A 23,325-nucleotide genomic window follows, 5' to 3' on the forward strand; every position below is an offset into this window, starting at 1 on the left:
AAACCATCAACATGGAAGTATACAGGATCAGTAAGTGCGCTTACATCAATGATCTGAGTGGAACAGGTGCGCGCCTGTATGGAGGCCGCTGGAACAGCCCGGGGCATGCTATTGTGTACACTGCCGGCAGCAGGGCGTTATCGGCGCTGGAAGTACTGGTGCACATTCCACTGAAAAATATAGTACAGGATTTCTGCATCGCTACCCTGCAGATCCCCGATAACATTGCCATTAAAGTACTCACCAAACATGATCTGCCCTCCGGCTGGCAATCACTGGCGCCTTCACCGGAGCTGCAATGTATCGGAGATGAATGGATAGACACCGCTAAATACGCCGTACTCCGGATTCCATCCGTGGTAATTGCAGATGAATATAACTACCTGATCAACCCGCTGCATCCCGATGCAGTAAATATTACCATCCTGAATACGCAACCCTTCGTTTTTGATCAGCGGTTGAAAAAATAAAAAAAGCAGCGAAGTAATCTCCGCTGCATTTCTATGTAAAGTCGTTTTTCCTATTCCAGGCCAAACAATCCTTTATTCAATACCTGCAAGGTTTTCTCTTTAAACTGACCATTGATCAGGATAGAGATGTTATGCCTGCTGCCACCATAGGAAATCATGCGCAAAGGAATTTCTTCTATCGCATCAAATAATTTGGTGATAATGGAAGGAGTTGCCGCCACTTCGTTACCAACAATGGAAACGATTGTTTGGTGGTAGTCCAGTTCCACGGTACCAAAAGGTTGCAGCTCTTTCAGGATCTGATCGAGGTACTGCTGGTTATCGATGGTGATAGATACCGCTACTTCAGAAGTAGTGATCATATCGATCGGGGTGCGGTATTTCTCAAATATTTCAAAAATCTTACGGAGGAAGCCATATGCCAACAACATGCGGCTGGACTTGATCTTAATAGCAATGATACCATCTTTTGCAGCAATAGCCTTTACACCGTTGCCGTTAGGCATTTCAGTGATGATAGTGCCTTTTGCTTCGGGTTGCATGGTGTTCAGCAATTTCACCGGGATGTTGAAATGCTGTGCAGGCCAGATAGAAGCAGGGTGAAGGATCTTGGCGCCAAAGTAAGCCAGTTCCGCTGCTTCATCAAAGGAGAGCTGATCAATCGGGAAAGTTTTCTTCACCACCCGCGGATCGTTGTTGTGCATACCGTCGATATCCGTCCAGATCTGTACTTCATCTGCCTGGATAGCAGCGCCGATCAGGGAAGCAGAGTAATCGCTACCACCACGTTTCAGGTTATCCACTTCGCCCCTGGCGTTGCGGCAAATATATCCCTGGGTGATAAAGATATGCTGCCCTTTATGCTGACTGATCAGGTTAGCCAGTTTAATTTTAATCTTTGGAATTTCCGGTTCTTCGTATTCGTCGATGCTCATGAAATCCAGCGCGGGTAATAATACCGCGGGAATACCGGCTTCTTCGAGATATACGCAGAAAAGACGTGTAGACAATAACTCTCCCTGTGCAAGGATATCTTTATTCAGTGCTTCATTGAAAGATATCTTCAGGATGATATTCAGAAATTCGAAGTGTTCATCAACAATAGCCTTTGCATTTGCGCGGCCGGCTTCCTTCTTCACCAGGTCGTTGCAAAAGGTCCGGTAATGGCTTTCCAGCTTGTCTATCTGCTGCTTCGCCTGCTCCTTCTTACCTTCTGACAGCGACTGACTGATTTCCACGAGGGAATTTGTGGTGCCTGACAGTGCAGAGAGGACCACAATTTTCTGATCATTATCTGCTGTGATCAGTTGCGATACCGACTGCATACGCTCTGGTTTTCCCACGGAGGTTCCACCAAATTTTAACACTTTCATCTGAATGTTTATTTTTGCTTTAGCTACCTGAAACGCTGCATCAGCCTCATTCCGGGTGTTTTTTATGAACGATTGTGAATTAAAAATTCAAATTAAATTTAGCAGCAACTTCCTGCATATCCTTCACCACGGGCGCTATTACGGGAATACCCTTTTCCAGCCGCTCCTGATGCATTTCTCTTTCAGGATCTCCGGGGATCAGTACTTTTTTCCCGGCTACCGGCTCTGCTGCGCGGAAGCGATTGATCCAGGTATCCATGTTGGTCTTGAACTCTTCTGCCGGACGGAACGCATCTACACGCATGGCGCCAAAGAAATGTCCCAGTCCCTCTCCTACCGGATCCGGCGCCAGCGGGAGAAAGCTCACAAAAGGCGGCGCCCACGGGCCATAATTGGCGCCTGAAAGAACGGCCGAAAATATATCAACAATTGCTCCCAAACAATACCCTTTATGACTTCCATGCTCGCGATCGCCGCCCAAAGGCAGCAAAGCCCCGCCATTCTTGAGTTCATGAGGATTGTTACTTGGGTTCCCTTCTTTATCCTGGATCCAACCGTAAGGAGCTTCTTCATTTTTGCGCTGCAGGATCTCCAGTTTTCCGTTGGCTGCAGTGGTGGTGGCAAAATCCGCCACAAATGCCGGCTGCTCTTTTGCGGGAATGGCTACTGCAATCGGATTGGTTCCCAGCATCCGTTCGGTGGAAAAGGTAGGTGCTACCAGCGGACTGGCGTTTGTCATAGCCATACCAATCATATCCTGGTCCAGCGCTTTCATGGCGTGGTAACCTGCAATACCAAAGTGGTTGGAGTTTTTCACACTAACCCAGCCGGTACCAACGGCAGCAGCCTTTTGCATGGCTACTTCCATTGCATAGGGCGCTACTACGAGGCCCAGGCCCGCATCTCCGTCAATAACCGCCGTGCTTGGGGTTTCGTGTACTATCCGGATATTAGGCTTAGTGTTGATCCGCTTAGCCTCCCATAAACGAACATAGCCCGATAAGCGGGCTATTCCATGAGAATCGATACCTCTTAAATCTGCCGATACCAGCACTTCACTGGCCAGGGCTGCATGTTCCAGGCTGCACCCCATGTGAATAAATACTTCCCTGGTAAATTCTCTCAAATGATGATAAGAAAAAATATGTTCCATCTGTCAACAAGTTAGGCCTGAGCGGTGGGTCCACCAAAATTCAATGGTACCGATACCTGCTCCTGATCCTGAATCGGGCCGTGTACAGATTCGTATTTCTTAATATTATCAAGCATGGCTTTCATAAAACGCTTCGCATGCTGCGGCGTGAGGATAATACGGGATTTCACCTTAGCCTTTGGCAGACCGGGCATCACGTTCACAAAGTCTACCACAAATTCGGCATTTGAATGAGTGATGATGGCGAGATTGGCGTATTGTCCCTCGGCGATTTCTTCATTCAACTCTATATTAAGCTGATTCTGTTCTTCATGCTGATTTTCCATGTTGTATGATTTAGCCGTACAAAAATAGAAAAAGAGGACTCAAATGAGCCCTCTTTTTTTATAAACAGCGGATTGACCGGTATTAATAGTCGTCTTCGTCGAACTTGGTTCGCAGGATACCCGCCACTACGTACTTATTGCCGGGATCGGAAGATATTTGCAGTTCCATGTAAATACTGTCCGTTGTGTGCCCGCCCTTTGATTTTCCACCGTTAGGGAAAACTTTTCCGGCAGTAATGGTAACGGTGGCGTCGCTGTTCTCGTCTTTAGCGTTGGTGGCGCTGAAAGTAAGATCAGCTAAATTTACGTCTACCTTCGACTGAAAGTCGAATCCCAGGCCCGCATCCTGTATCCACAGCTGCTTTCCGTCGTCGGCAGCGGTGTTGAAGGTATTGATCTGTACATGATCCCCGTCAATCTGGGGCGCGCCGTTGAGCGTCATGGTTACCCACCAGGTACCGGCCATTTTCACTACCTGTGTATTCTTCACGTCCGGCAATTCCTTTTTACAGGAAGAAAAAAGAACAGCACCCACCAGCAGCAATCCTGTGATATATTGTTTATTCATTATTGTTCTCATGGTAATTATTTTAAACCGTTAACATTATAAAGCCCACCAAACCTTTTGATAAATAGGTACTTCCGCTGGTGTATTACTATTTCTGCTCCTTTCCACATCCGGGAATACCAGGCGTTTAGGGAATTTACCAGCGCCGGTAACACCGTTACGGGAATATACCAGCTGGCCTGGGATGTAAGATGGATCAGTGGAATATACCGGGCTGTACTTAGGATAACCTGTTCTGTTTTGTTCCAGGAACCCTTCCAGTGCATGTGTACCCGGGAAAGAAGCCCATTTCTGCGTAATGATGGCTTCGAGCTTTTTATCAAAAGTAGCCCCTGTTGGGTATGCATATACCCGGCCGGCCTGAATGAAGGTATCAGCACTTAATTTGTATTGCTGAAATGCAGCCTGCACGCCTGCATCATAATAGGCTTTCGCTTTGGTACCTCCGAAATAACGTTCGTCTGCTTCTGCCAGCATAAGATTGGTTTCAGCCCTGGAAATGAGATAAGCCGTATCAAGAGGCGTTTGCCTGAAGATAGCCGCTACGTTATAAGTAGGCGACAAACTGGTGAAGTCTCCCTGGTTAATACCATAATAAACACCTCTTGCAGCACCCGGTGCACGGAAGATTTTGTTCATCCGTGAATCCTTATTTTTCTGTAACCACGACATCATGGTATAGCTCGCGCGGATGTTGGTAGTAGTATTCAGGCTGCGGATATTTGATTCATATAACGGGTTGTCCTGGCCCGGTGCATCTTTAAATGTGCTGTAGGAGGCATCCACATCTGTGAGGAACTCAGCGCCGCTGTTAATCAGCTCCGTGATCTTTGTTCTTGCCAGAGTTGGATTTACATTCACCATACGCAGGTACATTTTTAATTTCAGCGTATTGGCAAACTTTACCCATTTATCCATATCTCCCTTATAAATAATATCCTGTGCTGCATTCTCATCAAGGATGGTAACAGTCAGATCTTTGGATAATGCGATATCCAGATCTCTCAGCAACCAGGAGTAGATACTATCGCCCCGGTCAAACTTCGGCTGCAGTTGGTTTAATCCGCCAAATGCTTCCTGGTAAGGTACCTGGTCGTACAGGTCTACCAATATCTGGTAAGAATAGGCTTTCATTACCGTTCCCATCAAACCAAAACTATAATCGTGCAGGCTGTCGCACAATTTGAGCATCAGGCTGTAATCCTGCAGTGCACCGGAAAACATCTGCGTATACAACGCATTGTAGTCTGTACGCTGGATATTATACGCATCAATGGTTTTGTACTGGTTGGAGGCATTACTTTGTGTCCAGTATTGCGACCAGATACCACCAATAACAGCGCCATCAGTACCGGCACATGATACAGTAGACATTACCGCCGGCGGAAACAACACATAAGGCGTAGCCCGCTCCAACGGTGGGTTATTCGGATCGTTGTTGATATCCAGGTTCTTCTTACAGGAGGCGCCCAACAAAAGCACCGCTGAAAGCAGGAGGAGAATATATTGATTGTTGTACGTTTTCATGATATCAGAATTTAAAAGATTAGAAGGATACCTTCAATGAAACACCATAAGATTTGGTAGTAGGCATGGATCTGAATTCACCAAACTCACTGTTCAAATCATTACCATAGTTGGATACTTCAGGATCAATGAATGTATTTCCTTCCGGTGTCCACACAAACATGTTGCGCGCAAAAACGGTCAGCATCAGGTTGCTGGCAGCAATTTTTCTGGCAGCTGATGAAGGCAGACTGTAAGAGAGCGTGATATCACGCAGTTTCAAATAGGTTTTATCAATGATACGCTGTGAGTAAGCGCCACCTTTATTGGTGGTATGATACCAGTAAGCGTCATAGTTATAATCTGTCAGCGGAATGGTATTTTCACCATATATTGGTTTGGCCTGTGCATCCGTACCAATCTGCATTACAGAATTGGGAACCACGAAAGCGCGTCTGTCGTTATAGGTAGATAATAAGGCATTACCCACAAAGTAGGTCAGATCTGCTGTACCGGAGTAGAACACACCGCCTTTTCTCCAGTCGAAAGAGAAGCCAAGTGTTAAATCTTTATAGCGGAGTGTGTTTACCAATCCCATTGTAAAGTCGCGCTGAGATGTACCATAATATCCGTCGGTTTCTGCTGCTTTAGGTAAGCCGGTAGCATCCACAATTATTTTTCCATCCGGTGTGGTAGCAGGTACCGGGGCATAAAATACACCCAGCGGATCTCCCTTGCGGGCCACAAATTTTGCATCGTAAGCGAAATTGAGCACCACCTGGTTCAAACCTGCAGGAAGTTCTTCAACTGTATTCCTGTTACGGGCGTAGGTGTAGTTCATGGTCCAGGTAAAATCTTTTGTTTCTACCGGTATGATGTTAACAGATAATTCTATACCCTTATTTCTCACCTTACCAAAGTTTTGCGTAATGCTGGCATAACCGGAACTTGGTGTGGTAGGCACTGCCAGGATCTGACCTTTGGTAAGTTTATTATAGTAGGCAATATCGAATCCCAACCTGTTCCGCAGGAATTTCACTTCAGCACCCAGTTCATATTCATTACTTAACTCAGGCGCCAGTTCAGGATTACCAATGTTATCACCTACGGTATATCCGGGAATGCCATTAAATGGAAAATCCAGTGTACCGAAAGGAAGATCTATGATCTGACCGGTAGATAGTGTTGTTTTAGTGAGATAGGGACCCGCATCGTTACCTGTTTTACCCCAGCTGGCACGCAGTTTTGCGAAAGAAACACCGCGATCATCCAGCTTCAGTGCTTCTGATAAAATGAAGGCGGCATTCACCGCAGGGTAGAAATAGCTGTTATTTTTTTCAGGTAATGTAGATGACCAGTCGTTACGGGCATTCACAGTCAGGAACAGGTATTCGCGGAAACCTAAAGTAGCTTGTCCGTAAAGACCATAAATCCTGCGTCTGAATTCCTGTGTTTGTGATACCGGTGAATTAGGTGAGTTGGAGATCACGTAGAAACCTGGAATAGCCAGTCCCTTCACGGCTGAACTGAATATTTTTCCTTCCCGCTGGTTAACGTTAAAGCCAATCAATCCATCAATGGTAAAATCTGAGCTCAGCTTTTTATTGGCAGTGAGCAGGAGGTCGGAGTTGAACTCACCTCTGTAATCGCTGTTTTCCCTCACATAACCAACGTCTTCCTGTCGTTGCGCACCTTCCACGTTATTACCATCATTCCAGCTGTCCAGTGATGGTCTGTTTTTCGCTTTATAGGTTTTAGACTGGGCGTTGGTAACATCAGCGCCAAGACGCCATTGTACATTCAACCAATCTGTGATGCCATACTTCAGATCAATGTTTCCGAAGATCCTGTTACTTTTCAGGTTATTCCCATTTTCGTACAGGGAATAATAAGGGTTCTCTGCGTAAGGAGTAAAGTAGTTATCTACATTGTAATACTTGTTCTTGTAATCCTTGAACTGGGAGATATTGATATCTACCGGAATCTGGATGATGTCTTCAAACAAAGAAGATCCAAGTCCTGCTTCACTGCGGGTAGATACTGCCTTTGCATTTTTATTTACGTAGTTAAAGGAAGCAGAAGCGGAGAACCTGCCGTATTTTGTAGATGCTCTTGCAGAGAAAGTATTTCTTTTATAAGAGTCTGCATCAGTAGGCAGGATACCATCACTGTATACGTTACCATAAGACAGGAAGAAAGTGGATGTTTCATTTCCTCCGCTAACAGCAATGGTATTGTTCAGTTCTTTACCGGTAGTGAAATAGTTGCGCACGTTATCCTTTACAAAGGAAAATGGTTTTGTTAATGATACGCCATCCACCGGAGCGCCCCACTCGCGGTTTTCGCCGGTTAAGCGTGGTCCCCAGCTACCATTTTCTGAAAGGATAAATGTACCACCCCAGCCCTGTCCAAATTCTTCCTGCATGGTAGGCAACATACCTACACGGGAAAAAGTGGCTGCTGAGGCCACATCTACTTTCAGCCCCCCGCTTTTACCTTTTTTGGTGGTGATCAATACCACACCACTGGCGGCCCTGGAACCGTAAATTGCGGTGGCCGCGGCGCCTTTCAGGATGCTGATTGCCTCAATATCATTTGGATTAATATCATTGGCATTGTTACCAAAGTCGTAACCGCCGTTGTTGACTCCTTTTCCATCAACGGTAGAACCGGGACGGTCGTTATTCAGTGGCACCCCGTCTACCACATACAGTGGCTGGTTGTTACCCTGCAGGGAAGAATAACCACGGAGGATTACTTTGTTGGATGCGCCCGGAGCGCCGCTGGTAGTGGATATTTCAGCACCGGCTATTTTTCCGGACAAACCATCCATCATACTTACGGGCGCTACCCTGTTAATTTGTTCAGTAGCAAAGTTACTGGTAGCGTACCCCACGGTTTTCTTTTCACGTACCAGTCCCAAACCTGTTACTACTACTTCCTGCAGGTTTTTGTTATCTGCTACCAGTGTTACCTGGAGATTTGAACTTTCTCCCACGGTTATTTCCTGGGCTTTGTATCCTACGCTTCTTATAACAAGCACAGTGGAAGCACCGGGTACACTCAGGTTGAATACGCCATTGTCATTGGCGGTGGTACCGGCGGTGGTACCTTTAACCTGGATGGTGGCAAACGGAACCGGATTGCCATCATTTCCCTTAACGGTACCTGTAACCTGTCGCTGCTGCGAATAGGCCAGGTGAATGATTGCCATAAGCATGGCAAAAAGGAGGAACCCCTTTTTCATAAAAGTTTCAGATTTTGGTTGAAGAAGAAATACATCGGGTCTTATAAATGCTTACCCGGCAACAAATGCCAGTAGCTGCTTCCGGATAAGATGTTTTAGCTATTGTTGTATCATATTACGCATTAGAATGACAGCATAAAGAATCCATATCATGCCTCAGGAGACATAATTAATCAGACAGAATACCCATCGGTTCTGCAGTTACAGAAAATAATTATCGCAACATACGGTCGGGTATATTGCCAAATGGCTATGTAAAGGGAGAAGTGTTTTTTTTCATAAACAGTTCTGATTTTGGTTGTACAAGTCTATAATAGATCAACATGTGTTCTCTCACAATAAATTGTTGTATACCTCTTACTGTTGGCTAACAGTTGTAATTTCAATTACAGGAATGGTTATGTGCTCCGTTATAGCGTTTAAATCGGTAAAAGCCTTGCTAAGTCTCTCTCTCTGTCTTATTGATTTGAATCATGACAAATATCCTGCTGCGGGTTTACAGCCATTATCACAAGCTTTTTTCTTGCAGTAAGGTCTTTCTCATAAAGCAAATCAGATTTAGATTTTGGTTGACATCCACAAGTTAGAAAAAAAAAGTAAATCGTGATGCATCTACTTAACATTATTTTAACAGCAGATAAATTTAGTGCCGCAACAAATTGATAATCAACATGTAGCCGCATAAAAAAATTTCATTTTCCTGCTATTAAATACTGCAGCTGAAGTTGAAACAGTGTTTTCTTCTTCCCTGCTACCACATCGTTCCCGCTGCCAATAGCGGTTTGGCCCGGATACCTGCTTTGATGGCAGCGTGCCCAGCATGATAACCGGCGGTTCACTTTCCATTTTACATTCAGGTAATACTGCCATCCTTCACCATATAGCTGCGATACCGCATTTTCATATAGCACACTGCTTTCTGTTGCATATATCCGGCTATCATAACTACTGGTCTGAAAACGGGATAATCTTCCGCTTATTACAACGGGTAGATGTACAAAGCGGTAACTGGCATCCTGGTATATCATCCATCCCTGCTGCATATCCCCCGCTGCTTCATAGCTACTGTATTCCAGCCTGGTTTTGAGATCCAGCTGCCGGTTTACTTTTATAGTCCACTGGGAACGTATGTGCATCGACGTTACAGCGGTCAGTACTTTAACGGGGTTACCCGGCAACAATACATTTTCTGCTGCCTGCCGGTAGTTATACCGAAGTAACAGGGTCATTGTTTTCCCCGGTACATAACTTCCCTGCAGAAAAAAGTCTTTGCCGTAAGAAGGTGCATTACTCCGGTATTTCAGCCAGGGGAAATGAAAAATATCGGCGTACGCATCGGCCTTTAGCCGCGGGCTTATTTTCAAAGTAACGGCGGTGTATAATCCCTGCTCATTAACGGTGCGGTATCCATCGCCGAAGCCTTTGGCATATAGCGACTGGTAAGCCCTGTCATAATACCGGTATACAACCGCCATGTCTACCGCAGGCGCCACGCTGGTCAGCAATCCCTGAACTACGGCAGGTTTCCCGTTACTGCCCACCGCTGCCTCTCCGAATAAATGCACATTTTTCCAGCTGCCGGAATAGTCGATACTGGCAGCCGTAAGCCGGTTACCGTTAAAGTCGAATTGATTATAGGGTGCTGTTTTCTTTTGAAGTACCGGCGCTACATGATGACTGGTTACATTTCCTCCCACCTGCCACCGGTTGGCATGGTAACGGATATTACCGCCCACGCTGAGCTGCTGTACCTGCCCACGTTTGGCGGCTTCGGTAACCGTACGGTGATATCCACTGCTAATAATACTGGCCGCAGTTACTTCATCCATCAGCGTATCCGTACTGGCGTCCTGTTTGCGGAAAGATGCAAAGGCCGTCAATTCCCAGCGCTGTTGCTGCAGCGTAACAGCCGCTCCCCTGAAAAAATAAAACTCCCCCGGTGAAGTGTATGGCCGCAACACTTCTCCTTCCCGCTTCGTTTGCATCACCGAGGCTCCTTTGCCGTATGCCTGTCCCTGCCAGTTCAGCAATCCCTGTCCCATGTTCACCGTATAATCCCCCAATGCAAGGGCCTTTATTCCCCGGTAGTTCCGGATAAAAACATGCGCACTGTAAAAATCAAATCCCTGCTTTTGCGCCCCTTTAAAAAAAGCTTCCCCGGCATCTTTCTCCATCACTATTCCCCAGCTCATGTACCGCGGGAAATTATAACGGTAACGCATAAACAATTTCTCCGGGCTTCCCCTGTAGGCAGGTAAGGTGCTGTCGGTGTGCAGATACCCCTTTGCTTTCTCCCCTGCGCGGGCGTAGCGCAACAGGAATGAATGATCGCCTTTATGCACATAGTCCCTCAATGTATAATGAGGCGCCAGATCATCGCCTACCGTCACATAAGGCAGTATGCGCCGGATAACATCCGGTTCAAACCCTGGCACCGCCTGCAATTCATAAATACTCAGCAGATCCCCCAATAAAGCGCGGTACCGCAAAAAGCTGCTGATCTGCAAAGCCGTAAGCAATCCTAACGACTGCAACGTTGCCTCATCTGCTGTGTTCAACCGGATCTTATGCCGCGCCAATGCGTTTAAAGTTTGCCATTGCGCATCATCCTCTGATACCGTTTCAGTACCAGCTGCTTCGTTTTCCAGGTTATTTTCCATTGCCGGAGGCAATGCCTCTTCCTGTTGACGGGCCCACGCTTTCCGCCCACACAGCAGCAACAACAAACAACCGGTGACGCCGCAAATCGCCGAGCGGATAGTTGCCATATCAATAACATTGAAAGTTTAATTTCCTGCCGCACCATCTCCGGCAAATTCATTCAGCTAACAACTCCTCATCGCATTACTCCATTGCCGCCGGAGAAAGCTGCCATATCAATGAAGTAGAAGGCGTAATACCCAGCTGTGGATGAAACCCGGCGGCGATGTCTATCCGCAGGGATCGCAGGAATAATATCACTGCCGCATTGTTATAAGCCTGACCGGATGCAATACCTATTTCCAGCGCCAGTTGCCGGATAATGCGGTAATAAGCCGATGCCTTCACCGAAGTAAATGCGCCTGTACAAATCACTTCGCCGGTTAGCAGGAAATCACGCGATGCCTCAAAGCCCACGCCGCCGCTATATACAACAGGCGTTTCTGCTGGTTTATACACATGAACGCCACCATGCCATTGCTCACTGATATGCCAGAGCATTCCGCCATCAAAGCTGATGTTACCGGTAGTCCCGAATCCCTGCACACTGGTAGCCTCGTAATTAAACTGCAACCCAACACCGGCCCTTCGCCCAAGCCGCATACCATACGCGCCACTCAGCCGCTGCTGATGCCAGGATGTATTACCCAGCCGCGTAATACTTCCCCCGAAAGCGCCTGCATGCACCGGAACAGCCACTATCGCCGCATACAACGAGGCGTCCTTTAACATGAACCTATTCTCGGTATAAATACCCGCTGCAAAAGAAGATAAACAGGATAAGCCGGCGGGATTGTACCACGCAGATATCACCTGCTGGAAATGACGGCTGTAACTGCCGCTACCGGTATTCTTTCCCACGGGCGTCAGCAAGGGTTGCGCATGCAACAGCGCTATCCACCACGTGAATAAAAAGGTTAACAATAATTGTTTCATCAGGGAATTGGGTTTAACAATAAAAATCCGCAGACAAACGGGTTAACAAATTGTTGCCGGCGGATACAAAAATAAGCAGCGGAAATAACAGAAGTGTTAATGAAACATAAACACGCGGATTTGGCTTAAACACCCCTTTGTTTTGTCCGGATCGCCCTCACATAGAGCGATGCATTATTTTATCTTTGGGAAAGAATGTAGAAAAATCACTACCCATGAGAAATATCATCTATGGTATCAATCTGAGTGCAGATGGTTGCTGCGACCATACCAAATTTGGTGGCGGCGAAGAAACCGTTCAGTATTTTACGGACCTCATGCAGGACGTTGACCTGATTATCTACGGCCGCAAAACCTATCAGTTGATGGTTCCTTATTGGCCTGAGGTTGCAAAAAAACAGTCCGGTACGAAAACAGAGAATGAATTTGCGCGAACATTTGACGCTATCGACAAAGTTGTTTGTTCCCGCTCATTACACAACGTTGAAGGTAATGCGAGGCTGATCCGTGCAAACCTCGCAGAAGAAGTACTGAAACTGAAACAGGAACCAGGCAAAAATATTTCGCTTGGTGGTGTAAGCCTGCCTTCGGAACTGATAGCGCTTGGCCTGGTGGATGAATATTATTTCCTCGTTCATCCTGTCCTTGTCGGGCAAGGCAGGCGGCTGTTTGACGATGCAAATTTTCTGGAGTCGCAAAACCTGCAACTGGCAGATTCGAGGACGCTTAAATCAGGCTGTATAGCGCTTCATTACCTGAAACGCCGCTAAAACAACCCGTACAACTGTGAATCAATCCGGGAAATGATCTCTCCCAGATCTTCATCACTCTCCGGAAATTTATTCTTATCAATATCAATGATCAGCAACGGACCTTCTTTGTATTTCTCAATCCAGTTGTTGTAATATTCGTTCAGGCGTTTCAGGTAGTCCAGCCGGATATTCTCTTCATACTCCCTTCCTCTCTTCTGTATCTGCGCAACCAGGGTAGGCACAGATGCCTGCAGGTAAATCAGCAGATCCGGTGGCTTCACCATGCTTTTCAGCGTTTCAAAGAAATTGAAATAGTTATCAAAATCGCGCTTGGTCATCAGCCCCATTTCGTAGAGGTTAGGCGCAAAAATATGTGCATCTTCATAAATGGTCCGGTCCTGTATAACGGTTTCTTTTCCGTTCTGCACTTCCAGCAGTTGCTTTAACCGGCCGTTCAGAAAATACACCTGCAGGTTGAATGACCAGCGGGGCATGTCTTCATAAAAATCGTTCAGGTAAGGATTGTGCTCCACATCTTCATATTGTGGATGCCATTTGTAATGCCTGCACAACATTTCTGTCAGCGTGGTTTTGCCCGCACCGATGTTTCCGGCGATAGCTATATGTTTGATCTTATTCTGTTTTGCCATGCGATGTGAAGTGGTTAATACTGAAAATAGCTACAGTTGGCGACTTTTTCAATAATAATTTATACCAATAAGTTTTTTCGCCTGTTGCAAAGTTTGTGCCGCATTCGCCCTGGCCTTCTCTGCACCGGCTTTCATAATCTTCTTCAGGTAGTCCGTATCGCGCTGCAGGTCTTTCGCCTTTTCGCGGATAGGCGATATAAACTTCACCATATCTTCTCCCAACTGCTTTTTCAGATCCCCGAAACGGATAGTCCCGGTATTCTTCCATGCTTCTTCATAGAAAGATACCACATCGGGCGTACACACCAGTTTCATCAGGTCCAGCAGGTTTTGTACAGAATCAGGGATTGGCGAACCAGGTTCACCGGAACCGCTGTCGGTTTTAGCTTTTTTGATCTTGTTGATGATCTTATCATCTTCATCTGCCAGGTATAGCGTAGCCAGTTCATTCTCGCTTTTGCTCATTTTGCCGTTACCATCCAGGCTGGGGATACGTACCAGGCTATCGCCGTAGTTGAATGCCTCCGGTTCGGGGAACAGGTCACCATAGCGGTGATTGAAGCGCTGGGCGAAGTTACGCGCCATTTCCAGGTGTTGCCCCTGGTCCTTACCCACCGGCACTTTTACCGCGCGCTGGATCAGGATGTCCACGCTCATGAGTACAGGATAAGTAAGCAGCCCTGCGTTCACATTCTGCGGCTGCAACCGCACCTTATCTTTAAAAGTAGGCACTTTCTCCAGTTCACCTACATAAGCCAGCATATTCATCAGCAGGTACAGTTCCGCTATTTCGGGAATGTCGCTCTGCACATACAGCGATACCTTTTCGGGGTCCAGTCCTGATGCAATATTTTCCGCCAGTACCCGCATCACGTTCCCCGGAAGATCCTTCGGATCGGGATGGGTGGTGAGTGAATGCCAGTCTGCCACAAAAAAGTAGCAGTTAAAATCTTCCTGCATCCGGATATAATTACGGATAGCGCCAAAATAATTGCCTAAATGCAAATAACCGGTAGGGCGTATGCCGCTTACCACAATTTCTTTTTCAGTAGCCATAACAGGGCGCAATTTAAAGAATAGCTTTTAGCTTTTAGCCATTCACACCGGGCTGTTTTGTAAAAAAAACGCCAAAAGCCAAAAGCAGATGATCAAAAGCACTTTATTCTGTCCGTTTATCCCTAATTTTGAGATACTATCATATTTACCATTTATATTTCATTATCTTTTGATTTAATTTGATTATGGAAGTGAACGACGTACTGGTGCAGCAACTGGCCGATCTGGCCAGGTTGGAATTCAACGACCAGGAGAAGATTGAAATACGCGGCGACCTCCAGAGGATGATCACCTTTGTGGAGAAACTCAATGAACTGGATACCACCGATGTGAAGCCATTACTTCACCTGACAGATGATTATAATGTTTTCAGGGAAGATAAGGTTATACCGGTGATCACCCGTGAAGAGGCCCTGAAAAACGCACCTTCCGCTACTGAGGAATACTTTAAAGTGCCGAAAATAATAAAGAAATAACCCACATGGAAAAGTCCGTCATACACCTGGAAGGAATCAGGAAAAGTTATTTTCTCGGTAAAAATGAATTACCGGTGCTCAAAGGCGTATCGCTGGACATTTTCAAGAATGAATATGTAGCGCTCATGGGCCCCTCCGGCTCCGGGAAGTCTACCCTGATGAACATCCTCGGATGCCTGGATACCCCCACCGCGGGAAGGTATGTCCTCAGCGGACATGATGTAAGCAAAATGGAAGACAACGACCTCGCCATTGTACGTGGCAAGGAAATCGGCTTTGTATTCCAGCAATTCAACCTCATGCCCCGCCTCACCGCCCTGGAAAATGTGGCCATCCCACTGATCTACGCCGGCGTCAACAGAAAGGACAGAGAAGAAAGAGCCATCGCCATGCTGAAAAAAGTAGGTCTTGGCGACCGCTATAAACATAAGCCCAATGAGCTGTCCGGCGGACAATGCCAGCGCGTTGCCATCGCCCGCGCACTCGTTAATAACCCGTCGCTTATCCTCGCGGATGAACCCACCGGTAACCTCGACTCAAAAACGTCTGTGGAAATCATGGAAATCTTCGGTACCATCCACGCCTCCGGCAACACCGTAGTGCTGGTAACACACGAAGAAGATATCGCCGATCACGCCCGCCGCGTGATACGCCTGCGCGATGGCGTCATTGAATCCGACCGCGTCAACGAAAAAGTACACGCATAAAATATTTCAATACAATGAAACGGCGTTACAGGAACCTTTCCCGTAACGCCGTTTTGCGTAATTTGCAACTGATCAACACCAACACCCATGTCTTTCAAAATATATACTAAAACAGGCGACAAAGGCAAAACATCCCTTATCGGCGGCACCAAAGTGCCCAAAAGCGATGTCCGCATTGATGCCTATGGCACCGTGGATGAACTCAACTCCTACATCGGCCTGGTAAACGACTACATCGCAGATCCGGACACCAAAAACCTCCTCCGCGAAATACAGGACCGCCTCTTTACCATCGGCGCCGCACTGGCCTGCGACCCCGACAAAGAAACCAAACTGAAAATACCTGACCTCCACGAAGCAGATATCACCCTCCTGGAAAAAAGTATCGACCAGATGAATGAAGAACTCCCTGAGATGAAATCATTCATCCTCCCTGGCGGACATGTAGCGGTATCTACCTGCCACATCGCCCGCTGCGTATGCCGCCGCACAGAACGCCTCTGCGTAGGCATGCAGGAACACGACCTGTTCATCGAACCACTGGTACTGAAATATATTAACCGCCTCAGCGATTATCTCTTTGTACTGGCCCGCTGGACAGGACACAAGCTGGGCGCTGAAGAAATCCCCTGGAAACCCCGGGTATAGAAAAATGCTTAAATTTGCCGCATGTTTACAGGAATCATAGAAACATTAGCAGAAGTAGTATCCACCAGGAAGGAAGGCGCTAACCTGGTGCTCACGATACAAACACCACTGGCAGCCGAGTTGAAGATAGACCAGAGCGTGTCGCATAACGGCGTTTGCTTAACCGTTACCGGCATCCGGGGCGATACCTACGAAACCGTAGCGGTAGACGAAACCCTGCAGAAAACAAACCTCGGCCAGCTCACCCCCACACAATTTGTGAACCTCGAAAGAGCAATGGTGTTCAACGGCCGCATCGATGGCCACCTGGTACAAGGCCATGTGGATAGCGTGGGAGAATGCCTCTCCTGCGAGGAACAGGACGGCAGCTGGTTATACCGCTTCCGCTACCCTACCGAATTCGCCGCGCTGATTGTGGAAAAAGGAAGTATTTGTCTTAATGGTATCAGTCTCACCGTGTTCAATGTAACCAACGATGAGTTCTCCGTTGCCATTATTCCATACACCTACGAATTTACCAACATATCCAACATAAAAGCCGGCAGCCTGGTAAACCTGGAATTCGATATTCTCGGCAAATATGTAGCCAGGCAAATGGCGGTAAGAGATTAACAGCCGGTGGCCCACCGGTGCTAAAACATTCCAAACCGCATGCTGAAATATCTCCTGCTTTGCACCATACTTTCTATCACCCTGCCGGCAAATGCCCGGCAGCCAAAAGTGGCGCGCATAGCAGCCTTTTATGATGCCGATGCCGTCACAGAATTATACAACACCGCACCCCTGGGCATCCGGATTATTTATACCGATAGCTCCACCCAGCAAACCACCGGCCTCCTCGAAGGAAACCTCCGCTGGAACAAATTAACCGTTACCAGCAACAACGGGCAAGTACAAAACGGTGTACTCCGTTTTAACAGGGAACAACTGGTAAAAGATAATTACCGTATAACCCTTACCGTTACTACACCCGACAACGCTACCCATCAAACCTCCCTGCAACTCCCGGCCATCACGGGTATCCGGTTCAATCATTACGCCGACAGCATAAAACGCGATATCCGTTTTTACCTGAATATAGAAGGGAAATTCAGCAGCGGGAAAGTATTTCCGTTGGATACCAACGCCATCAGGTTCGCCACCTCCGCAGGAAAAATAATAGGACAGGATTTATTACTCCCTAAAAATGATACATTAAAATCGGTAACCGTGGAAGCCTGGTATAAACACAACGACCGCCTCTACCTGCGATCGGTTATACCCGTGAAACAAGCGCCGGACGCCGATTCGCTCATTATAAAAAATACAGACGACCTGTTTAAAAAGAAGAGAAGACACTAACTAGATCAACATACGCGATTTCAACTCCAGGTATTTATTCACCACGTTCAATGTCAGCTGCTCCGGAGGACTCAGCAACGACATAATACCATATTTCGCCAGCTCCTTTACAATCAGTTTCTTATCATATGCAAACTTCTGCGCAATAGTTTGCTTGTAAATCCCTTCCACATCCTGCACCGTTTGCTCTGTAACCCGCTTCAGTTCTGTATTCTCAAAGAATACCACCAGCACCAAATGGTAGCGTGCCAAACGCCGCAGAAAAGGCAGCTGCCGGTGCAAACTGGACATCGACTCAAAATTTGTATAGATCATCAGCAGTGACCGGGTAGATAAACTGCTGCGCAACTGCACACTCAACGCCTCGTAATCACTTTCCTGCCACAGCGTTTCCTGTGCATACAATGTTTCCAGGATCTTATTTACCTGCACTTTTTTATTGCTGGCAGGCAGTACCTCCACTTTATTTTCGGTGAAAGTAACCAGCCCCGCCTTATCGCCTTTATCCACCGCCACATTGCTGAACACCAGCGATGCATTGATTGCGTAATCCAACAGTGACAATCCATTGAAAGGCATCTTCATATTACGGCCTTTGTCAATGATGGAATACACCTGCTGCGATCTTTCTTCCACATAATTATTGATCATCAGGTTACCGCTGCGCGCAGTAGCTTTCCAGTTAAGCATACGCACATCGTCGCCTTTTGTATAGGGCTTGATGTGATCAAACTCCATGCTATGGCCAATTACCCGGCGCTTGTGAACACCCAGCTCATTCAGCCGGTTCATATAGGAATACAACGCATAGTGTCGTAGCTGGTGATAACTGGGATACACGCTGATGGTTTGTTCATTATCAAAAATAAACCGGCGGCTCACAATACCCAATGCGCTTTTAACAAATACATTACTATAGCCAAAGTTATATAACCCTCTTTCCAGTGGGCGCAACACATAGCGGAAACTATGCGAGCCTCCTGCAGATACTTTTGCTTTTAATAAAAAGTCGCGTTTCTGGAACTGAAGAGGCAATTCATCTATTACAGATACAAATACCGGAAACGGGTACCGGCTTTGAAAATCCAGCAACACCTCGTTATCATCCCCGTTGCTGAAACGGTTACTGGTTTTACGTTCCATCGATACAATAGTTGCCGGGCGCAGGATCAGCAGGATCATGTCCAGCAGTACAACACCCACCAGCACAATAAACGCAATAACAGCAATATTGAAAATACGCGGAATAAAAAACGAGATGATAAATAACAGGATATTCCCTCCCAGCAGGAAGTAAAGCCTGTTGGTAAAAAAGAGTATCTGGAATAAATTATTCTTTACAGTGGCTGACATACTAATATCTTCTTGGGAGATGATTATCTCGGTACCTCTATCGTTTTTACGATCTGTGCAATCACGTCATCTGTTTTGATGCCTTCCATTTCTTTTTCCGGCGTCAGCATAATACGATGGCGCAATACGTGCGGTACCATTTCCACTACATCGTCTGGAATCACAAAATCGCGGTTCTTCATAGCAGCGGATGCCTTTGCACAGTTCATAACGGCAATGGATGCACGCGGTGATGCGCCGAGGTACAGCGAGGAATTCATGCGTGTTTCATTGATGATAGACGCGATGTAGTGAAACAGTTTTTCATCTACTACTACCTGCCGTACCAGGTTCTGGAATTCGATAATCTGCGTGGTAGTGACTACCTTGCTGATCATTTTTGTAAGATCCGTTTCCCCGTTGAAATGATGGATGCTGCGTAATACTGCTACTTCCTCTTCCAGGTTAGGATACCTTACTTCTATCTTAAACAGGAACCTGTCCAGCTGCGCTTCCGGCAACCGGTAAGTACCTTCCTGCTCAATCGGGTTTTGTGTGGCGATCACCATAAAAGGCCGGTCCAGCGACCAGGTGGTACCGTCGTTCGTGATCTGTCTTTCTTCCATTACTTCAAACAATGCCGACTGCGTTTTGGCCGGGGCACGGTTTATTTCATCGATCAGTACGAGGTTACTGAAAACGGGTCCTTTCTTGTATTCAAACTCCCTTGTTTGCGGGTTAAAAACGGAAGTGCCCAATACATCCGCCGGCATCAGGTCGGGTGTAAACTGGATACGGCTGAAGTCCGCATCCACACACTGCGCCAGCAATTTTGCGGTGAGTGTTTTTGCAACGCCGGGAACACCTTCAATCAGCACATGGCCCTGTGTAAGCAAACCTGCTATCAGCAGGTCCACCATCTGATGCTGTCCTACAATTACTTTACCGATCTGCTCCCTGATGGCTTCCACACCTTCATGCAAGGCAGAAAAATCAGTCCTGGGTTGAAATGTATTGGTATCCATTATTTATTCGTGTTTATATAAAATTGTTGAATGCGGTTATAAAAATCTTTCAGATCATCATCACTGATATTTTCTTCCAGCTGGATATGATGCACCATCTGTAACAACGCCCTTATTTCCCCTTCCGGCACCAGCGACTTACGCGCCAGCGATGCAATGAATTCATCATTCAGTACATTGGTATTGAGGTAATAACGGGAACGTATATACTCCATAAAATGAATGATCATTTTATGCGCCAGGTTATAGTTGTTATGTTGCTGATAATACAGCTGCCCGATGGCATCCACAAACTCCAGCGAAGTATTGGTCACCGGTGGTTTATCGGGAATGATCCGCTGCCGGCGCTTGCTTTCAAACACCACGTAAAGCAGCGTCAATACCACCGCCAACCACAATGCCCAGCGCATGGAGGCATACCGCATCAGCACCTGCCACTCACTGAAATCACCTGATTGCGCGCTATGCTGACTGTTATAAAAATCATCCCAGTATACATTACCCGCGTCGTTGATCAGGTACGACATCTGTGTTTCCAGCGCCTTCACGTTTTGTTTGTGCAGCAGAAAATAATTCGTAAATGTATATGGATTCAGCAGGAGGTAAATGAAACCGCTGCGGTATTCAATACGGATAAAATTGGGCTTGTTTTTATAATTGTAGCCAAGTATGTTGGTGGTGTTACTATCTACCGCTGAAAAATAATTCCCGCTCACCATACCAGGATAGCTGAAGGAAGTATCCATTGGAATGGTTTCATCGACATACCGCTGCACGATGCCTTCTTTTTTGGATTGCATGTTATTGCTTTCCACCGTTACAAACTTCAGGTGCTTTTCCAGCAAAGGGTCCGGTGTATTCATGGCAATAAACAGCTCATTTCCCCGCGACACATAATCCAGCATGGCGTCTATATCGCTTTCTGTAGTAAAGAGTTTGTCTGCTACCAGGATATATACGTTGTTCCTGAATTTCAGCTCACTGTCTTTATCAAAAGTGCGGGCAAATGGCTTGGTTACCACCTGTACAGAATTCCTCATAAACAGCTGGGGCAGCATTTTAAAGGCAGCGTAGGCGCCTCCTGCTTTTTTATCCTTGCTGTAAAAAGAAGACTGTGTCATATCTGTGGATTGCTCATTCTTTTTATTGGCGAGGTTTCCACTCACCATTACCAGTACTACCAGCAGGAGCAAAACGAACAGGACGATATATAGAGGTTTGTTCTTCACGAAGCTTTTCCGATTGTGTTATTAAAATCCCTGAACTCCTGGTTAATATTCCTGAAATTTTCTTCACTCACCTCAAATCCGCCATACCAGATATATTCATAATCCAACGTCAGCGTAGCAAATTTTTTATAGTAGGGAGAACTCCGCATGCTGCGCAGGTAATCGTTATTGGTTTTTTCTCTCCCGGGCACTATCAGTTCCCGTCCGGCCAGCTGAAACAGCGTGTACAGGTACCACCAACGGATGGCCTGTCTTGTTTCCCCGGCGGCTATCGCCGCTTTGATCTTCTCTTCATATTCCTGTGCGCTTTGCAGGTCTTCTTCGGGTACTTCTGTTAAACCTTCTATTAATTGTGGTTTACGGAAGAAGCTCATGCCATTGCTTTTCATAAACCAATATACCAGGAAGCCCAAACCCGCCAGCAGCAATAGCATCACAATGATGCGAATAGCGCCGATCGATGAAAATAACGCCATTAAAAAACGCTGCATCCAGGTATTGTCTTTGGGCGGTTCCGGTGGTATATCCCTGTATTGCAGTTTCTTGTTTTCTTTCAGCGATTTCACGAGCGAATCCGGCACCTCGCGCAAGTCAAATGGCGGGATTTCTGTTGCGTATTCATGTTCGCCTTCTGCACGCTCCTGGTCTACGGCGATGGTAGCGAAGCTGTCTTCCGTTATCCTTGCCTGCAGTAAACTGTCGTATTCTTCTTTGGTTTGAGCGGTGTTCTCATATTGCGCCATGCTTTGCATGGAACAGCAAAGCAGCAGTAACAGCAGGCCGTATTTAATCCGGAAAAAATTATTCATGTTACTGCTTTGAAAGGATAAATGGTGTTAATACTTTCCCTTCCGCACTCAATCGATATCCTTTTTTATGCAGGTAAATGGGATAGAAAATAAAATAGCCCAGTATAAAAGCCAGTGATGCCAGGAGGATAAAAAGACTTACCGCCAGCGGCATTTCCGTATACCGGGTTACAAAGCTTTCCAGGAAAGCGGCTACAATGAATACAGGAATGAGGGTTACCATGATTTTGATACCGTCTTTGGCGCCTTTACGCAGGGAATCGATCCGTTTGCGTGTACCGGGAAAAAGAATACTTTTTCCCATGATAATGCCTGCACAGGCGGCAATCACAATACTGGATATTTCCAGCGTGCCATGTATCCAGATCACGAGGATAGATTTCCAGCCGAGCCCGTGCGAAAAGAAGATATACTGGAAAACGCCCAGCATCACGCCATTGCGCACCAGCAGATACAGTGAACCAACGCCCAGGAAAATACCTCCTATATAACAATAGAAGGATACCATGATATTGTTGTAAGCGATGCGGAAAAACATCAGTATCGGGTTACCGTCTTTATACACACCGAAAGGATCTTTATTGGCAATGTTCCGTTCCGTCATGTTTACATACTCATCGCCCAATACGCCGCGCACAAAGGTTTCATCATGTGCTGATGAAAACGCGCCGATAATACAGAACAATAAAAAGAAACAGAGCGTAAATAATAAGAGGCGGTGATGTTTACGGAACAACAGCGGTAGTTCGTATTTAAAAAACAACTGGAAACGTCCTACATCTTCTTTGCGGTTCTGGTAAATACGATGGTAGATACCTGCTGCCAGGCCGTTGATATAACGGGTTACTTTACTGAAGCTGTAAAAAGTTTTAGCGTAAGACAGATCATCTAGCAGTGATACAAATCTTTCCGCCATTTCATCAGGGTCATCTGTTGGTTCCTCCTGGTATTTTTTCCAGCGGGACAGATTTTTTTTGATAAACAGCGATTCTCTCATAGTGAGTCCTTTCCCTTTTAAAAA

General features: G+C 46.4%; 22 protein-coding genes. 7 read left to right on the forward strand and 15 right to left on the reverse strand.

Annotation, left to right across the window (positions count from 1 at the left end):
- Nucleotides 1-11 precede the first annotated feature (11 nt).
- Nucleotides 12-470, forward strand: coding sequence for an RES family NAD+ phosphorylase (locus B5Z18_RS17055; protein ID WP_079470686.1), 459 nt, complete (start codon nt 12-14; stop codon nt 468-470).
- Between the two features lie 50 nt (nt 471-520).
- On the opposite strand, the gene B5Z18_RS17060 is transcribed toward B5Z18_RS17055, so the two are convergent.
- The 8 genes from B5Z18_RS17060 to B5Z18_RS17095 form a co-directional block, all read right to left on the reverse strand.
- Entirely contained in the window at nt 521-1,843 is a 1,323-nt protein-coding gene (locus tag B5Z18_RS17060) for an aspartate kinase (protein WP_079470687.1), read from the reverse strand.
- Nucleotides 1,844-1,922: 79 nt separating this feature from the next.
- Nucleotides 1,923-2,996, reverse strand: a complete 1,074-nt coding sequence (locus tag B5Z18_RS17065) for an Ldh family oxidoreductase (RefSeq protein WP_079470688.1) — start codon at nt 2,994-2,996, stop codon at nt 1,923-1,925.
- A gap of 11 nt (nt 2,997-3,007) precedes the next feature.
- Nucleotides 3,008-3,322: a DUF3467 domain-containing protein gene (locus tag B5Z18_RS17070; protein ID WP_079470689.1), complete on the reverse strand. Its 315-nt coding sequence runs from the start codon at nt 3,320-3,322 to the stop codon at nt 3,008-3,010.
- Between the two features lie 82 nt (nt 3,323-3,404).
- Complete coding sequence (locus tag B5Z18_RS17075; protein ID WP_079470690.1) at nt 3,405-3,902, reverse strand: lipid-binding protein; 498 nt, start codon at nt 3,900-3,902, stop codon at nt 3,405-3,407.
- A gap of 24 nt (nt 3,903-3,926) precedes the next feature.
- A complete protein-coding gene (locus B5Z18_RS17080) occupies nt 3,927-5,417 on the reverse strand; it encodes a SusD/RagB family nutrient-binding outer membrane lipoprotein (protein ID WP_079470691.1) in 1,491 nt (496 codons plus the stop codon).
- Between the two features lie 19 nt (nt 5,418-5,436).
- Nucleotides 5,437-8,643, reverse strand: a complete 3,207-nt coding sequence (locus tag B5Z18_RS17085) for a SusC/RagA family TonB-linked outer membrane protein (protein ID WP_079470692.1) — start codon at nt 8,641-8,643, stop codon at nt 5,437-5,439.
- A gap of 692 nt (nt 8,644-9,335) precedes the next feature.
- Nucleotides 9,336-11,411: a ComEA family DNA-binding protein gene (locus B5Z18_RS17090; RefSeq protein ID WP_079470693.1), complete on the reverse strand. Its 2,076-nt coding sequence runs from the start codon at nt 11,409-11,411 to the stop codon at nt 9,336-9,338.
- A gap of 76 nt (nt 11,412-11,487) precedes the next feature.
- Entirely contained in the window at nt 11,488-12,279 is a 792-nt protein-coding gene (locus tag B5Z18_RS17095; protein ID WP_079470694.1) for a hypothetical protein, read from the reverse strand.
- A gap of 215 nt (nt 12,280-12,494) precedes the next feature.
- On the opposite strand from B5Z18_RS17095, the gene B5Z18_RS17100 reads away from it, so the two are divergent.
- Entirely contained in the window at nt 12,495-13,049 is a 555-nt protein-coding gene (locus B5Z18_RS17100) for a dihydrofolate reductase family protein (protein ID WP_143313621.1), read from the forward strand.
- On the opposite strand, the gene B5Z18_RS17105 is transcribed toward B5Z18_RS17100, so the two are convergent.
- Together B5Z18_RS17105 and trpS are read right to left on the reverse strand one after the other, a co-directional pair.
- Complete coding sequence (locus tag B5Z18_RS17105) at nt 13,046-13,681, reverse strand: deoxynucleoside kinase (RefSeq protein ID WP_079470695.1); 636 nt, start codon at nt 13,679-13,681, stop codon at nt 13,046-13,048. The two genes, B5Z18_RS17100 and B5Z18_RS17105, sit on opposite strands and share 4 nt — an antisense overlap.
- 48 nt (nt 13,682-13,729) lie before the next feature.
- Nucleotides 13,730-14,737, reverse strand: coding sequence for a tryptophan--tRNA ligase (gene trpS, locus B5Z18_RS17110; RefSeq protein ID WP_079470696.1), 1,008 nt, complete (start codon nt 14,735-14,737; stop codon nt 13,730-13,732).
- A 185-nt stretch (nt 14,738-14,922) separates the two neighbouring features.
- Between trpS and gatC the strand changes: the two genes are divergently transcribed.
- The 5 genes from gatC to B5Z18_RS17135 all read left to right on the forward strand — a co-directional run bounded on the left by gatC (nt 14,923) and on the right by B5Z18_RS17135 (nt 17,909).
- Nucleotides 14,923-15,213, forward strand: a complete 291-nt coding sequence (gatC, locus tag B5Z18_RS17115) for an Asp-tRNA(Asn)/Glu-tRNA(Gln) amidotransferase subunit GatC (RefSeq protein WP_079470697.1) — start codon at nt 14,923-14,925, stop codon at nt 15,211-15,213.
- A gap of 5 nt (nt 15,214-15,218) precedes the next feature.
- Complete coding sequence (locus B5Z18_RS17120; RefSeq protein WP_079470698.1) at nt 15,219-15,920, forward strand: ABC transporter ATP-binding protein; 702 nt, start codon at nt 15,219-15,221, stop codon at nt 15,918-15,920.
- An 87-nt stretch (nt 15,921-16,007) separates the two neighbouring features.
- Nucleotides 16,008-16,568 (forward strand): cob(I)yrinic acid a,c-diamide adenosyltransferase, encoded by a 561-nt coding sequence (locus B5Z18_RS17125; RefSeq protein WP_079470699.1) that lies wholly within the window; start codon nt 16,008-16,010, stop codon nt 16,566-16,568.
- A gap of 21 nt (nt 16,569-16,589) precedes the next feature.
- Nucleotides 16,590-17,180, forward strand: a complete 591-nt coding sequence (locus B5Z18_RS17130) for a riboflavin synthase (protein WP_079470700.1) — start codon at nt 16,590-16,592, stop codon at nt 17,178-17,180.
- 39 nt (nt 17,181-17,219) lie between these two features.
- Nucleotides 17,220-17,909, forward strand: a complete 690-nt coding sequence (locus B5Z18_RS17135) for a hypothetical protein (RefSeq protein WP_079470701.1) — start codon at nt 17,220-17,222, stop codon at nt 17,907-17,909.
- On the opposite strand, the gene B5Z18_RS17140 is transcribed toward B5Z18_RS17135, so the two are convergent.
- The 5 genes from B5Z18_RS17140 to B5Z18_RS17160 are packed head-to-tail and all read right to left on the reverse strand — an operon-like array spanning nt 17,910 to nt 23,301.
- Entirely contained in the window at nt 17,910-19,262 is a 1,353-nt protein-coding gene (locus B5Z18_RS17140) for a DUF58 domain-containing protein (RefSeq protein WP_079470702.1), read from the reverse strand. It abuts the gene before it with no gap.
- Nucleotides 19,263-19,285: 23 nt separating this feature from the next.
- Nucleotides 19,286-20,266, reverse strand: a complete 981-nt coding sequence (locus tag B5Z18_RS17145; RefSeq protein ID WP_079470703.1) for an AAA family ATPase — start codon at nt 20,264-20,266, stop codon at nt 19,286-19,288.
- On the reverse strand, nt 20,266-21,495 hold the full coding sequence (locus B5Z18_RS17150) for a DUF4350 domain-containing protein (protein ID WP_143313622.1): 1,230 nt from the start codon (nt 21,493-21,495) through the stop codon (nt 20,266-20,268). The genes B5Z18_RS17145 and B5Z18_RS17150 overlap by 1 nt, the downstream gene beginning before the upstream one ends.
- Nucleotides 21,492-22,304: a DUF4129 domain-containing protein gene (locus B5Z18_RS17155; RefSeq protein ID WP_079470705.1), complete on the reverse strand. Its 813-nt coding sequence runs from the start codon at nt 22,302-22,304 to the stop codon at nt 21,492-21,494. Before B5Z18_RS17155 ends, B5Z18_RS17150 begins: the two co-directional genes overlap by 4 nt.
- Before the next feature lies 1 nt (nt 22,305).
- On the reverse strand, nt 22,306-23,301 hold the full coding sequence (locus B5Z18_RS17160; protein ID WP_079470706.1) for a stage II sporulation protein M: 996 nt from the start codon (nt 23,299-23,301) through the stop codon (nt 22,306-22,308).
- Nucleotides 23,302-23,325 lie beyond the last annotated feature (24 nt).

The sequence above is a fragment of the Chitinophaga ginsengisegetis genome, from assembly GCF_900168065.1.
Taxonomy (GTDB): domain Bacteria; phylum Bacteroidota; class Bacteroidia; order Chitinophagales; family Chitinophagaceae; genus Chitinophaga; species Chitinophaga ginsengisegetis.